14 protein-coding genes are annotated in these 13,401 nt (G+C 29.2%); 13 read left to right on the top strand and 1 reads right to left on the bottom strand.

What is annotated here, in order from left to right; genetic code table 11:
- Window positions 1–38: 38 nt before the first annotated feature.
- The 3 genes from rplS (at window position 39) to Q0W06_RS03400 (ending at window position 2,122) form a co-directional block, all read left to right on the top strand.
- Complete coding sequence (gene rplS / locus Q0W06_RS03410) at window positions 39–389, top strand: 50S ribosomal protein L19 (protein WP_297631420.1); 351 nt, start codon at window positions 39–41, stop codon at window positions 387–389.
- Window positions 390–463: 74 nt separating this feature from the next.
- Window positions 464–1,306 (top strand): ribosome biogenesis GTPase YlqF, encoded by an 843-nt coding sequence (gene ylqF, locus Q0W06_RS03405; RefSeq protein ID WP_297631418.1) that lies wholly within the window; start codon window positions 464–466, stop codon window positions 1,304–1,306.
- 12 nt (window positions 1,307–1,318) lie between these two features.
- Entirely contained in the window at window positions 1,319–2,122 is an 804-nt protein-coding gene (locus tag Q0W06_RS03400) for a ribonuclease HII (RefSeq protein WP_297631415.1), read from the top strand.
- A 64-nt stretch (window positions 2,123–2,186) separates the two neighbouring features.
- Here Q0W06_RS03400 and Q0W06_RS03395 read toward each other — a convergent pair whose 3' ends face one another.
- Window positions 2,187–2,555 carry a YraN family protein gene (locus Q0W06_RS03395; RefSeq protein ID WP_297631412.1) on the bottom strand — a complete coding sequence of 123 codons (369 nt, stop codon included), beginning with the start codon at window positions 2,553–2,555 and terminating at the stop codon, window positions 2,187–2,189.
- 110 nt (window positions 2,556–2,665) lie between these two features.
- On the opposite strand from Q0W06_RS03395, the gene Q0W06_RS03390 reads away from it, so the two are divergent.
- From Q0W06_RS03390 to Q0W06_RS03345, 10 genes are all read left to right on the top strand, one after another.
- Complete coding sequence (locus tag Q0W06_RS03390; RefSeq protein WP_297631409.1) at window positions 2,666–4,186, top strand: YifB family Mg chelatase-like AAA ATPase; 1,521 nt, start codon at window positions 2,666–2,668, stop codon at window positions 4,184–4,186.
- Between the two features lie 12 nt (window positions 4,187–4,198).
- Entirely contained in the window at window positions 4,199–5,230 is a 1,032-nt protein-coding gene (gene dprA, locus Q0W06_RS03385; RefSeq protein WP_297631408.1) for a DNA-processing protein DprA, read from the top strand.
- 42 nt (window positions 5,231–5,272) lie between these two features.
- Window positions 5,273–7,360: a type I DNA topoisomerase gene (gene topA, locus Q0W06_RS03380; RefSeq protein WP_297631405.1), complete on the top strand. Its 2,088-nt coding sequence runs from the start codon at window positions 5,273–5,275 to the stop codon at window positions 7,358–7,360.
- A gap of 166 nt (window positions 7,361–7,526) precedes the next feature.
- On the top strand, window positions 7,527–8,303 hold the full coding sequence (gene codY / locus Q0W06_RS03375) for a GTP-sensing pleiotropic transcriptional regulator CodY (protein ID WP_297631403.1): 777 nt from the start codon (window positions 7,527–7,529) through the stop codon (window positions 8,301–8,303).
- 236 nt (window positions 8,304–8,539) lie between these two features.
- The gene (gene rpsB, locus Q0W06_RS03370) at window positions 8,540–9,241 is read left to right on the top strand and encodes a 30S ribosomal protein S2 (protein WP_297631400.1); all 702 of its coding nucleotides are present in this window, start codon (window positions 8,540–8,542) and stop codon (window positions 9,239–9,241) included.
- Between the two features lie 90 nt (window positions 9,242–9,331).
- Window positions 9,332–10,240: a translation elongation factor Ts gene (gene tsf / locus Q0W06_RS03365; protein ID WP_297631397.1), complete on the top strand. Its 909-nt coding sequence runs from the start codon at window positions 9,332–9,334 to the stop codon at window positions 10,238–10,240.
- Window positions 10,241–10,362: 122 nt separating this feature from the next.
- On the top strand, window positions 10,363–11,073 hold the full coding sequence (gene pyrH / locus Q0W06_RS03360; RefSeq protein ID WP_297631395.1) for a UMP kinase: 711 nt from the start codon (window positions 10,363–10,365) through the stop codon (window positions 11,071–11,073).
- Window positions 11,074–11,084: 11 nt separating this feature from the next.
- Window positions 11,085–11,642 (top strand): ribosome recycling factor, encoded by a 558-nt coding sequence (gene frr / locus Q0W06_RS03355; protein ID WP_297631392.1) that lies wholly within the window; start codon window positions 11,085–11,087, stop codon window positions 11,640–11,642.
- A gap of 56 nt (window positions 11,643–11,698) precedes the next feature.
- Window positions 11,699–12,466 (top strand): isoprenyl transferase, encoded by a 768-nt coding sequence (locus Q0W06_RS03350; protein WP_297631389.1) that lies wholly within the window; start codon window positions 11,699–11,701, stop codon window positions 12,464–12,466.
- Window positions 12,467–12,482: 16 nt separating this feature from the next.
- Complete coding sequence (locus Q0W06_RS03345; RefSeq protein ID WP_297631386.1) at window positions 12,483–13,283, top strand: phosphatidate cytidylyltransferase; 801 nt, start codon at window positions 12,483–12,485, stop codon at window positions 13,281–13,283.
- Window positions 13,284–13,401: the final 118 nt, after the last annotated feature.

Below are 13,401 nucleotides of genomic sequence, written 5' to 3'. Positions count from 1 at the left end.
GAACGAACGTCAAAATTTATTACTAGGAGGAATACACAATGAATGAAATTTTAAGAGCAATAGAACAAGAACAAATAAGAACTGATTTACCAAGCTTCAATGTTGGAGATAGCGTAAAAGTTCACCAAAAAATTAAAGAAGGTAACAGAGAAAGAGTTCAAGTATTTGAAGGAACTGTTATTAAAAAACAAAACGGTGGTTTAAGAGAAACTTTTACAGTAAGAAGAGTTGCTTTTGGAACTGGTGTTGAAAAAACTTTCCCAATGAACGCTCCAATGATCGAAAAAATTGAGATCACTAGAAGAGGTAGAGTAAGAAGAGCTAAACTTTACTACTTAAGAGACAGAGTTGGTAAAGCAGCTAAGGTTAAAGAATTAATTACAAGATAATTAACCATAGATTGAAAGGACTTTTAATAAGTCCTTTTTTTTCTATAAATTTTAAATATAGGAGAGTGATTTAAATGGCAATTAACTGGTTTCCAGGTCATATGAAAAAAACTCAAAGAGAAATAAAAGAAAACTTAAAAGTTGTAGATGCTGTTATTGAAATTAGAGATGCTAGAATAGCGAGAAGTTCTGCAAATCCAGATATAGATAAATTAGTTGAGAATAAACCAAGACTTATTCTTTTAAATAAAAGTGATTTATCACAAAAAGAAGTAACTAGATCGTGGATGAAAGAATTAAAATCTGATAATGTTATGGCGATCGAAGTTAACTGTTTAAAAGGTATTGGAATAAATAAAATAAAACCAGCTTTAGAAGAGTTATTAAAAGAAAAAATAGATAGAATGAAGAAAAAAGGACTTAAGAGCTTAACTATTAGAGTTATGGTTGTTGGGATACCGAACGTTGGAAAATCTACATTCATAAATAAGCTTGCTAGAAATAGTATAGCAAAGACAGGTGATAGACCAGGAGTAACTAAAAACAAACAATGGATAAAAACTTCTATTGGAGTAGAACTTTTAGATACACCAGGGGTTTTATGGCCGAAATTTGAAGATGATGAAACAGCATTAAACTTAGCTTTTACTGGAGCTATTAAAGATGAAATAATGGATACAGAAGATCTTTCATATAGACTTATAGAAAGAATGAGTGAACATTATGGAGAGCTTTTAAAAGAAAGATATAAAATAGATGAAATCTATGAAGATCCGTTAGAAACTCTTAATGCAATAGGAAGAAAAAGAGGATGTATTGTTAAGGGTGGAGAAATAAACTATACAAGACTTGCAGTTATGCTTTTAGATGAGTTTAGAGCAGGGAAAATGGGGAATATTTCTTTAGAACGACCATAAGAGGAGTAGAATATGGAAAAACTGTTAGAAGGTTTAGATAAAAAAAGCTTTAAAGATATAAAGACAAATTTTGAATCTTTAAATTTAACATTAGAAGAAAAATTAGTGTTAAAAGAATCCTTTTTAAAAGATAAAAGAAAAAATGTTATAGCATTAGGAAATAAGATTGAAAAGGAAATTAAAGCTTTTGAAGATGAAAAGATAAGAGTTAAAGATATGTATGACTTTGATAGAGCTTTTGCAAAAGAAGGCTTTTTAGCTGGAGTTGATGAAGTAGGAAGAGGACCGTTAGCAGGACCTATAGTTTCAGCGTGTGTTGTATTGGATTTGAAAGTTTTAGATGAAGATATGATATTTTATTTAAATGATTCTAAAAAATTAAATGAAAAGAAAAGAGAAGAGTTAGCTGTAATTATAAAAGAAAAGGCTATCTCATATGCAATAGCAGAAAAGTCTAATGAAGAGATAGATGAACTAGGAATAGGATATTGTAATAATAAAATATTTTTAGAGAGTTTAGATATGTTAAATGTGAAACCAGATATTGTATTATCTGATGGATATTTAATAAAGGGTGTTAAAATAGAAAATAAATCTGTGATAAAGGGTGATACTAAAAGTGCAACGATTGCAGCAGCATCAATTATCGCAAAGGTATATAGAGATAATTTGATGAAAAAATATGGAGAAAAATATCCTGAATATGGATTTGAAAGCAATGTTGGGTATGGAGCAGCTAAACACATAGAAAAAATAAAAGAAATAGGTGCTACAGAAATTCATAGAATGAGTTTTTTAAAGAATATATTAGATTAAACAAAAAAGAGCTGTTTTTTTACAGCTCTTTTTTATATATAGAAATATATAGGTTCTAATTGAATTAAAGCCTAAAGGCATCAGTAGTAAAAATAATTTCATGATTATCTGAATTAAGATTTAAGAAAACTTCTAGAATATCATACCGAATAAAATAATTATGGATATTATTTTCAGTTAGAAAAAACTTAGACATAAAAATAATGTTTTTTCTTTTCTTATAATTAATGCTTTCACAAGGAGAACCAAAAGAATTGAAATAGCGAGTTTTAATCTCTATAAAAGATAAAATATCTTTTTTTGAGCAAATAAAATCTATTTCACCAAATCTATTTCTGTAGTTTCTTTTCAATATAGTATAGCCATTATTTCTTAAAAAGGTATAGGCAATATCTTCGCCGTAATTTCCTATTTTTTTATTTAAAGACTTCAAAATAATCAACTCCTTTTTAGAAGTATTGACTAATGATTAATAAAAATAACAAAATTGATTAAAAATTTGTCTCCTGTTAATAATGACTAATAAAAGAGGAGGCGAGAATAATGGCAATTAAGATTAAAAGTGGAACGAATCTTGGGACGGAAAGTTTAATAGTTGAAGTTGAAGTAAATATATCAAAGGGGCTGCCACAATTTAATATTGTTGGTTTACCAGATGCATCTGTAAAAGAATCAAAAGAGAGAGTTAGAGCTGCTATTATAAATTTGGGGTTTGAATTTCCTTTAGGACGAATAATTGTAAATTTATCTCCAGCGGACATAAGAAAAATTGGTAGTCTATTAGATTTACCAATAGCACTAGGAATATTAATAGAGTCAGGACAAATAAAAAAAATAAATACAGAAGAGTACATTATATTTGGTGAATTATCATTAAGTGGGAAAATAAAAAAAGTAAATGGAAGTATTCCAATAATATTAGAAGGTTTAGATAAAGGTGTAGAGAAGTTTATTTGTCCTTTAGAGAATAAAAGTGAAATAAATAAAATAAAAAATGGGCAAATATATTTATTTGAAAATTTAAAAGAAGTAATAGACTTTAGTGAATATGAAGATATAGCACCCTTTGAGTTTAAAGAAGAAAAAGGAGAAATCCAAAAGGACGTAGATATAGATGGTATAGTAGGTCAAATTTTAGCTAAGAGAGGATTAGGAATTGCAGCGGCAGGAAGACATAATATAATTCTCTTTGGAACTCCAGGGGCAGGGAAAACAATGCTTGCAAAAGCCTTTAAAAGTTTATTGCCACAGCTTACAGAAGAAGAAAAGCTTCAAGTTTTTAAGATATATTCTATAGCAGGGATGATTGAAAAAATTGAAAAAGATAATATTCCATTTAGAGCACCACATCATACAATAACTAAAATTGGGCTTATGGGAGGAGGAAGAGATGGAAAAGCGGGAGAAATCACATTAGCACACAATGGTGTATTATTTTTAGATGAAATTTTAGAGTTTAAAAAAGATATTTTAGAAGGATTAAGATGTCCTTTAGAAGAAAAGAAAATTCAAATAGATAGAATGAACTTTAAAGGAAGTATGCTTGCAAATTTTATTTTAGTGGGAGCATTAAATTTATGTCCTTGTGGAAGAAGTACATTAGATTTATCTGAAGAAAATAAATGTACTTGTACAGATAATGAAATAAGAAGATATCAAAATAGATTATCAAAACCACTTAGAGATAGAATAGATATTTTTACCTATGTACCCAGGTTGAAAGTAGAAGAATTAGAAAGAAGACCAATTAAAGAAAAGGATAAAATTTTAAAAAAAATAAATAGAGCTAGAGAAAAACAAAAGGAAAGATTTAAAGATACAAAATATAATTACAATGCAGAAATTCAAGGAAGAGATGTTTTTGAATTTTGTAATTTAACTAAAGAGAGTGAAAAATTTTTGAAAACTTTTTTTAGAGAAAATACATTATCTATGAGAAGTTATAGTAAGCTATTAAAGCTAGGTTTAACAATAGCTGATATGGAAAATAGTAAAAAAATAGAATATGAATTTTTAATAGAAGCTTTAAATTTTAGAAAAGATATAAATGGAGAATTTTTGTAAAGGGGTAGACAGATGGATTTTTATGTATTATGGTTAATATCATTAGAGATAAAAAATATAGATAAAATAAATTTATTAAAGATGTATAAAAATGAGGAAAATATTTATAATAACTTTGAAAATATAAAAAGGACTATTCATATAAATAATTTGCAAAATTTAACTAAAAGAATTCAAATTTTAAAAAATTATTTAAATGAAGGGGATAAAATTATAGTTTATAATATGAAGGAATATCCAGAGGAACTAAAGAACATTGAAAATCCTCCATATTATCTTTTTTACAAAGGAAATATAGAATTACTTAATAAAAAGATTTTATCTATAGTTGGTGGCAGAAAGCACACGTCTTATGGAGAACAAGTTACAAAGTTTATAACAAAAGAAGCTGTTTTAAATGGTTATGTAATAGGAAGTGGAGGAGCTAGGGGAATAGATTCAATAGCTCATAAAGAAGCTTTAGAAAATGGCGGAGAAACTATTGCAGTTTTAGGTTGTGGAATAGATGTACTATATCCAAAAGGAAATAAGAAGCTTTTTAGTGAACTAGAAAAAAGAGGTCTTATAGTCACAGAATTTTTCTTAGGAACACCACCTTTTAGTTATAACTTTCCAATGAGAAATAGAATAATAAGCGGAATAGCTAGATATCTTATAGTTACAGAAGCAAATTACAAAAGTGGTTCACTTATAACAGTAAACTATGCATTAGAAAAAGGAATAGAAATTGGGGTTGTACCATCATCTATATTTTCAGAACTTGGATATGGATGCAATATGCTTTTGAAAGAAGGCGCGGTACCTATTATTTCTAGACAATCTTTAAGTGATTTCTTAAAATTTGAGGAAAAAAATATAAGGAAAGTTAACTCTCTAATAGAAGAGGAAATTTTGACTATAATAAGAGATGAACCTATGCATATAGATAAAATATTTGAAAAGGCAAAGGTTGACAGAAATACTTTGTATAAGGTATTATTTGAAATGCAAATTAAAAATAACATCGTAAGTTTACCTGGCAACTATTATGCTAGGATAATATAGATTTGAGGGGGTGAATAACTCCAATAAAAGTGGAGTTTATTTATGGGCCAAAAATTAGTAATAGTAGAGTCACCTGCGAAGGCGAAAACAATAGAAAAATATTTAGGAAAGAATTACATTGTTGAAGCATCAATGGGACACGTTAGAGATTTACCTAAAAGTAAGTTAGGTGTAGATATAGAAAATAATTATGAACCACAATATATAACAATAAGAGGAAAAGGTGAACTTTTAAAATCCTTAAGAAAAGCTGCTAAAAAAGCAGACAAAATATATCTTGCAACCGATCCAGATAGAGAAGGGGAAGCAATTTCATGGCATTTAGCGAACCTTTTAAAGATAGATGAAAAAGATAAGTGTAGGATAGTTTTTAATGAAATAACAAAAACAGCTGTAAAAAGTTCTTTAAAAAGTGCTAGAACTATCAATAAAGGATTAGTTGATGCACAGCAAGCAAGAAGAATTTTAGATAGACTTGTTGGATACGAAATAAGTCCTATTTTATGGAGAAACGTAAGATGGGGTCTTAGTGCGGGAAGAGTTCAATCAGCTGCATTAAATTTAATATGTAAACGAGAAGAAGAGGTAAAAGCCTTTAATCCAGTTGAGTATTGGACAATAGATTGTTTACTAAAGAAGGAAAGAAAAAAGTTTAAAGTAAACTTATCGAAATATAAAAATGAAAAGCTTGAAATGATTGAAGAAGCTAGAGCAAAAGAGATTTTAGATGATTTAAAAGATGGAGAGTTTAAAATTGAAAAAATAAAAAAAGGTAAAAAAGAGAGAAAACCTTTAGCACCTTTTACAACTAGTACACTTCAACAGGATGCAAATAAAAAATTAAATTATATGACAAAGAAAACTATGTCAGTTGCACAAGTACTTTATGAAGGGGTAGAAGTGAAAGGACATGGAACAGTTGGATTAATTACTTATATGAGAACCGATTCCGTAAGAATTTCAGATGATGCAAAAGCATTAGCAAAAGACTTTATTAAAGAAGCTTATGGTGAAAAATATTTACCTAAAGAAGATAGGGTTTATAAAGGAAAGAAAAATATACAAGATGCTCATGAAGCTATAAGACCAACACATGTGGAAATAACACCAGAAATTGCAAAAGGAAGTTTAACTCCAGAGCAATATAAATTATATTCATTGATTTGGAAAAGATTTATAGCGTCACAAATGGAATCATGTATGTTAAATACAAATTCAATTGATATTATAAATGGAGATTACAAGCTAAAGGCGAGTGGTTCAACAACTGAATTTGATGGATTTATGAAGGTGTATGAATATTCTAATTCAGAAGAAGAAAATACAACTCTTCCAGAATTAGAGGAAGGTGAAATATTAAAAAGTGATACTTTAGATATATCACAACATTTTACTCTTCCTCCAGCTAGATATAATGAAGCGTCATTTGTAAAGCTTCTAGAAGAAAAGGGAATTGGTAGACCAAGTACTTATGTACCAACAATATCAACTCTTTTAGGTAGAGAGTATGTAGTAAGAGAAAAGAAAAACTTAATTCCAACAGAACTTGGATTTATAGTTAATAATATAATTTGTGATTATTTTAAACAAATAGCAGATGTAGAATTTACAGCTGAAATGGAAAGAAAGCTTGATTTTATAGAGGAAGGATCTATAGAATGGGAAAATGTAGTTGCGGATTTCTTTGATCCTCTTAAGGTAGCTATTGATAAAGCGGAAAAAGAAATTGCAAAAGTAGTTATTGAAGATGAAGTAAGTGATGTACCATGTGATAAATGTGGTAGAATGATGATTATTAAACGTGGAAGATATGGAAAGTTTTTAGCTTGTCCAGGATATCCGGATTGTAAGAATGCAAAACCAATTGTTGAAGAAATTGAAGCACCTTGTCCAAAATGTGGTGGAAAAGTTTATGCTAAAAGAAGTAAACGTGGAAATAAATTCTTTGGATGCGCAAATTATCCTGAGTGTGATTTTGTAAGTTGGAATGAACCAGTTGAAAAGAAATGTCCAGAGTGTGGCAGTTTTATGGTTAAAAAGTTCTCTAAAAAAACCGGAGAATATCTACAATGTTCTAATAATGAATGTAAACATAAAGATGAAATAGAACAGAAAAAAGAAGAAAAATAGAAATGATGTAAAATAACGATACTTCTTTGTCGAAAATCGAGGTAAACCTGTTGAAAATGGTTATTGACTATGATATACTTTTATTCATATTAGGATGAAGAATGAGAATATTGTGAATTTTCAAACAACTCACTAAGATAACATAATCATCGAGGAGGAAGTATTGATGACATCATTACTTGATAAAACGAGAAAACTAAACAAAATTTTACAAAAGACAGGAACAGAAGCAGTTGCCTTTGGAGATATATGTAAATTACTTAGTAATGTATTAGAATGTAATGTTTATATTGCAAGTAGAAGAGGAAAAGTTATAGGATATAGCTTTTCAGAAAAATTTGAATGTGACATTATGAAGAAAAAGGTAACAGATGAAAGAAGGTTTCCAACCGATTATAATGATAAATTACTAAATGTTAATGAAACACTAGCTAATCTTCTTAATAAAGGAGATTGTGTATTTGAAGGCGAAAAAGAATGTATTGTGAAAGACAAGCTTTCAACTATAGTTCCTATTATAGGAAATAGAGAAAGACTAGGAACACTTCTTTTAGCAAGATTCGGAAAAGAATTTACAGATGAAGATTTAGTACTATGTGAATATAGTGCAACAATAGTTGGAATGGAAATGCTTAGAGCTAAACAAGAAGAATTAGCTGAAGAAACAAGAAAGAAAGCTGTGGTTCAATTAGCTATAGGAACACTTTCTTATTCAGAATTAGAGGCTGTTGAACATATCTTTAATGAATTAGATGGAAATGAAGGACTTTTAGTTGCTTCGAAAATTGCAGACAAAGTAGGAATTACAAGAAGTGTTATAGTAAATGCTTTAAGGAAGTTTGAAAGTGCTGGAGTTATAGAGTCTAGATCATTAGGGATGAAGGGAACTCATATAAGAGTCTTAAATGATAAATTATTAGATGAATTAAAAAAAATAAAGTAAAAAACAGCTGAAAAGCTGTTTTTTTTATAGAGAATAAATCGAAAAAAGTATTTTTAATAGAAGAAACAAAAATAATGAAAATTAAACAAAGTTTTTGTTGATAGTATTATTAGCTTATGGTATACTAACTAAGGTAATAAAATACACACATTATCTAATTTATAAGATGGTCCTTTTAAATTAAAGGTTTCTTATGAGAAAAAAGATAGTGGAGGAAAAAACCAGGAGGTAACAAAATGTCAGTTATATCAATGAAACAATTATTAGAAGCAGGTGTACACTTTGGACACCAAACTAGAAGATGGAACCCTAAAATGGCTCCTTATATCTTCACAGAAAGAAACGGGATCTATATCATAGACCTACAAAAAACTGTTAAAAAAGCAGAGGAAGCATACAACTTCTTAAGAGAAGTTTCTGAAACAGGAAAAGACATTCTTTTCGTTGGAACTAAGAAACAAGCTCAAGAAGCTATCCAAGAAGAAGCAATCAGATCAAACATGCACTTTGTAAATAACAGATGGTTAGGTGGTATGTTAACAAACTTCAAAACTATTAGAACTAGAATTAATAGATTAGAAGCACTAGAAAAAATGCAAGAAGACGGAACTTTCGATGTTCTTCCTAAGAAAGAAGTTATAAAACTTAAAGGAGAAATGGAAAAGTTAGTTAAAAACTTAGGTGGTATTAAAAACCTTGATTCTACAAACATCGGAGCTATGTTCGTAGTTGATCCAAGAAAAGAAAAAAATGCTATTTCAGAAGCTAAAATCTTAGGAATTCCAGTAGTAGCTATCGTAGATACTAACTGTGATCCAGAAGAAGTTGATTACGTAATTCCAGGAAATGACGATGCTATAAGAGCTGTTAAATTAATAGCTGCTAAAATGGCAGATGCTATCATTGAAGGAAGACAAGTTGAACAAATAGAAGAATAGTTTTGGATATAAGAGGTAGGTGAATTTATTCATTTACCTTTTAACCTAAAAGGATATAAAAAGCGTATATATTAAGGAGGAATTTAAATAATGATTACAGCAAAGTTAGTTAAAGAATTAAGAGAAAAAACTGGTGCAGGAATGATGGACTGTAAAAAAGCTTTAACAGAAACTGATGGAGATTTAGAAAAAGCTGCTGAAGTTTTAAGAGAAAAAGGATTAGCTGCTGCAGCTAAAAAAGCAGGAAGAGTTGCTGCTGAAGGTATAGTTAAGACTTTCGTATCAGAGGATAATAAAAAAGCTTCTATGGTAGAAGTAAACTGTGAAACTGATTTCGTTGCTGCTAACGAAGAGTTCGTAGCATTTGCTACTGAATTAGCTGAATTAGTTGCTAATTCAAACGTATCATCAGTTGAAGAATTATTAAATGAAAAAATGGATGACAAGACTGTTTCAGAAAAACTTACAGCTTTAGTTGCTAAGTTAGGTGAACACATGACAGTTAGAAGATTTGAAAAAATGGTTATCGAAAATGGAGCTGTTCAAAGCTACATTCACGGTGGTGGAAGAATTGGAGTTTTAGTTGAAATTGCTTGTGAAACTGAAAGCCCAGTTATTGCTGAAGTTGCTAGAGAAGTTTGTATGCAAGTTGCAGCTGCTAACCCATTATTCTTAAATAGAGATGCAGTTGATACTGAAGCTTTAGAAAAAGAAAAAGAAATTTATAGAGTTCAAGCTTTAAATGAAGGAAAACCAGAAAAAATCGTTGAAAAAATGGTTACAGGAAGAATTCAAAAGTACTATAAAGAAGTTTGTCTAATAGACCAAGTTTGGGTTAAAGACGGAGATAAAACAATAACTAAATTATTAGAAGAAAAATCAAAAGAAGTAGGTTCTCCAATGACAATAAGCAAATTTGCTAGATTCGAAAGAGGAGAAGGAATCGAAAAGGTAGAAGAAGATTTCGCAGCAGAAGTTGCTAAGCAAATGGGTAAATAATTCTACCACATAGAGAGAACACTTTGTGTTCTCTTTTTTTAAGATAAAGGCAAGTATTAGCATGTTAAATGAGTAACTTAAAGTAAAATAAAAAAAGTTATATGATTTTGGAGGAAAATATAATGGCTGATTGTAAATATAAAAGAGTAATGCTTAAGCTTTCAGGTGAAGCACTAGCAGGGAAAAATGGTTTTGGAATAGATTTTAGTGTAGCAACAAGAATAGCACAAGAAATAAAATTACTAGTAGAAAAAGGAATTGAAGTAGGTGCTGTTGTAGGTGGTGGAAACATCTGGAGAGGTAGAAGCGGAGAAGGTATGGATAGAACTACTGCTGACTACATGGGAATGATGGCAACATGTATAAATGCTTTAGCACTACAAGATTCATTAGAACAACTTGGTGTTAACACAAGAGTTCAAACTGCCATAGAAATGAAAGAAATAGCAGAGCCTTTTATCAGAAGAAGAGCTATGAGACATTTAGAAAAAGGAAGAGTTGTTATATTTGCGGCAGGAACAGGAAATCCTTACTTTACTACAGATACAACAGCAGCATTAAGAGCAGCTGAAATAGAAGCTGATGCAATTCTTTTAGCAAAAAATGTTGATGGAGTTTATGATAAAGATCCAAACAAGTTTGACGATGCAGTAAAATATGATAAACTATCTTATATAGAGGTATTAGAAAGAGGTCTTCAAGTAATGGATTCAACTGCAATATCTTTATGTATGGATAATGAAATTCCAATATTAGTATTTGGTTTAGATCAACCAGGAAATATACAAAAAGCTATTACAGGTCAAGAGATAGGAACATTAGTTTCTAAATAAGGAGGATATATATGGTTAAAAGTATTTTAAAGAGTGCTGAAGAAAAAATGAATAAAACAATTACTGTTTTAAAGACTGATTTAACAACTATGAAAGCAGGAAGAGCTAACCCAACTATGCTTGATAGAGTTCAAGTAGAGTATTATGGAAGCATGTGTCCTGTATCACAAGTTGCAAACGTCTCGGCACCAGAACCAAGAGTATTACAAATATCACCTTGGGAACCAAGTTTATTAAAAGATATTGAAAAAGCTATATTAACATCAGATTTAGGATTAAATCCTTCAAATGATGGAAGTTTAATAAGACTTATAATTCCAGAATTAACAGAAGAAACAAGAAAAAGTCTTGTTAAAAATGTTAAAAAAGTAGGAGAAGAGTCTAAAGTAGCATTAAGATCTATAAGAAGAGATGCTAATGATAAGATAAAGGCTCTAAAAAAAGATGGTGAACTTACAGATGATGAAGTGAAAAAAAGCGAAGGCGATATTCAAAAAGTTACTGATAAGTTTGTAAAAGAAATAGATGCATTAATAGAAGCAAAAGAAAAAGAAATTATGTCAATTTAATTTAAAAAACCTGCTTTTAGCAGGTTTTTTATATAATTATGTGGGGAGGTTTTGGTATGATTAGATTTTTTAAAGGTGAAAAAATAAGTGGAACTGAAGAAGATATAAGCTTAGATATGGATAATATACCAAAGCATATTGCTATTATAATGGATGGGAATGGCCGCTGGGCTAAAAAAAGAAAATTGCCTAGAACCATGGGACATAAAGCAGGTGTAGAAACTATAAGAAGAGTTTTAAAAGAAGCAGATAGAATTGGTATAAAATATATGACGCTTTATGCTTTTTCAACAGAAAATTGGAAACGCCCTAAAGATGAGGTTGGAGCATTAATGAAGCTTTTAGTTCAGTATTTAAGACAAGAAATAAATGAACTACATAAAAAAGGGGTTAAAATAAATGTATTAGGTGATATGAGTATGTTACCTAAAGAATGTAGAGAAGAAATTAAAAAAGCTAAAGAAAAAACTAAAGATAACAGTGGAATAACTATGAATATTGCTTTAAATTATGGTGGTAGAAATGAAATAATTAGAGGAATAAAAAAATTAGCTCTTGAAATAAAAGAAGGGAATATAGATATTTCAGATATTAATGAAGAAATGTTTGAAAATTATTTATATACAAAAGATATTCCAGATCCAGATATTATAATAAGACCTTCTGGAGAACAAAGATTAAGCAACTTTTTACTTTGGCAATGTGCATATTCAGAATTTTGGTATTCAGATATATGTTGGCCAGATTTTAAGGAGAAAGATCTTCATCAAGCTATATATGATTTTCAACAGCGTGATAGAAGATTTGGGGGAATAAAAAAATAAGAGAGGTGATTTTTTAGTGAAATCAAATAATAGGTATTTAGGAGCAGCTATTTTAGCACCTATTATAATATTATTTTTATGTTTGCAAGGAAGATATTTAGAAGGATTTACTATTGTATTATCTTTATTAGGGTTACATGAATTTTATAATGCATTAAGGCAAAAAAACTTAAATCCTTTTGCTTTAGCAGGGTATCTTTTAGTTATAATATATTATTTAACAGAAAATGATTTGACTATGACAATGTATGCTTTAATATTTATTACATTCATACTTTTAATTTTACCAGTTGTAAATTTAAAATATACATTCATTGATGTAGGTGTAACAATTTTAGGATTTTTATATGTGGGGATTTTGTTTTCTTTCATATATTTAATAAGTACTAAAAATGGAGGAGCATTTTTAGTTTGGATAGTATTTATAGGCTCGTGGGTAACAGATACTGCAGCATATTTTTCAGGAAGACTTTTTGGAAAACATAAACTTTCACCAAAAGTAAGTCCTAAAAAAACAATTGAAGGTTCAATTGGTGGAGCTATAGGAGCATTTATTGTTTGTGGCTTATATGGAGTTGTTTTATTTTATGGATTTAATATATATATAATGCCAATATATAATTTCTTTATAATAGGTGCATTATGTGGGATATTTAGCCAATTTGGTGATTTAGTAGCATCTTCCGTAAAAAGATATGTTGGAATTAAGGATTACAGTAATTTAATTCCAGGGCATGGTGGAATACTAGATAGATTTGATAGTATATTATTTTCAGGTTTAATAATATTCTACTATTTAACATTTATAGTAAGATAAAATTTAAAGTCTTTGAAGAAATTCTTCTAAGGCTTTTTTTGATGGGAAAAAATAGTGTAAAAATGTTTTGACGAAAAATTTATATAAATTTCTTTATGTAAGCATATAAATCTTATAT

This window comes from uncultured Clostridium sp. (genome assembly GCF_947072515.1).
Lineage (GTDB): Bacteria > Bacillota > Clostridia > Clostridiales > Clostridiaceae > Clostridium.
Note: the sequence above shows the minus strand (reverse complement) of the source record. Positions and strands in the feature narration are given on the sequence as shown.